A 1,537-nucleotide genomic window follows, 5' to 3' on the forward strand; every position below is an offset into this window, starting at 1 on the left:
ATTTCGGATCATGACAATCAGCTTCTCTTGCGGGATGGCTCCCCGACCGTCCTCTTCGAGCTTCTCGGCCAGTTGCTCCTGCAAAGTTTCCTGAGAGGTGCTTCTGATTTGCTTCATGACCGGCGTTTCGATCTTGGACGTGTTCAGCGCCTTCGGATTGAAGCCCTCCGACTGCTTCCGGTGCATCAGAGCGTTGTAGGCCTTGGCGATGTTCTCCGGGTCGTCCATCCATTCGTAGAATTCCGTCATGAACTCAGCGAAGTCGTCGGCCTTCGGGCCAGAAGCATGTCCCTCGTGCCCCATGTCGATTACATGGAAGCGTCGATCATTTCCTTCGATCCACTGTGGCAGATGGTTGGTGGTGAACAGGAAACAGCAACACTGCGTGGTCTTTTCGAGGTCCACGCCCTTTCGTTCGGCGCTCGTATCCGCTTCGGTGATCAGCGACTTCAGGGCGTTGCCTTGGTTGGAGCCAGGCTTCAGCTTTAGCTCTTCCAGTACCAGTAACTTGCTGTCGAGCATTGGCTTGTTAAAGCGGCCTGTGACTTGGCTGAGCCCGTTTGCCGAGTGGGTGTTGTCCTTACCGAACAATCTGGAGACGAACTGGCACAGTGTGCTCTTTCCGGTCCCCTTTTCCCGCGAGTAGAGCAAGGGCGCGAAGCCGGGCTTTTTCTGCTCGTTCTGCAGCGTCCATGACAACCAATCCAGGAAACGCGTCTTGTCCGATGGTTCCACGAATGTCCTGTCGAGGAACTCACCCAGCATGCCTATGTCCGCTTCCTTCATCCCGAGCTGGCGGTAGTCTGGAATCTTCCATGTGTTGATGGAGGCCATGTACTGTCCGCGCAGGACGCGACCGCGATTACCTGGCGCACAGCGCGTGGTCCTGTTCCACAGAGCGATAGACTGCTCAGGCTCCTTTGTCGTTCCGGAGAAGGCCCGCTTCAGGATCGCCTCCACAAGGTCGGGTTCTTTGTTTTCGTATGGGAACTGCGCACGGATGATCTGACAGGCGATACTCTGAGCATCGCCACCGGACAGAGGGCAACTCAGGCTGTCGACGTGGAAGTACTTGTCACCTTGCTTAACAAACTGGTCTGCTATGACTGGGGCAACGATGCTGATGCGGATCTCCCGATCTTGGATTTTCGGAGGAGATTTTTGATGATTGGCGGTGGAGCTAGTGCTACCGTCAGAGGAGCTTTGGGAATCTTGATTATTTTCAATATGTTGTTCAGACATAATAATACTTTCTTTATGGAAAAACCAACTCACTGACATCCATACTTCGTGCCTGGATGCACAGTGTTGCTGGGAATGCCGTCGCTGATAAAAATGGTCAGCGTGGCTGTTTCGGGTGGAGCAGAAACGGGGTGTTCGGACCTAAGTTAGTGCCCGAAACAGGCCCCGATGCCGTTTCGATTTTTGGTTCATAATCGGACAAAAGACGCCAACTAGACTGCGTGTCTTTTTGTGCGACCATACCATTAACGCAGCCTAATATTTTGGGCGCTTTTTATGAGAATAATTCATAATC

At 53.1% G+C, this 1,537-nt stretch carries 1 protein-coding gene; it reads right to left on the bottom strand.

Annotated features, from left to right (window positions below):
• Window positions 1-1,242 (bottom strand): primase-helicase family protein (locus tag MGEO_RS21025; RefSeq protein WP_085641692.1); only part of this gene is annotated, 1,242 nt, incomplete at its 3' end.
• Between the last annotated feature and the right edge of the window lie 295 nt (window positions 1,243-1,537).

Origin of the sequence: Marivita geojedonensis, assembly GCF_002115805.1 — a bacterium.
Lineage (GTDB): Bacteria > Pseudomonadota > Alphaproteobacteria > Rhodobacterales > Rhodobacteraceae > Marivita > Marivita geojedonensis.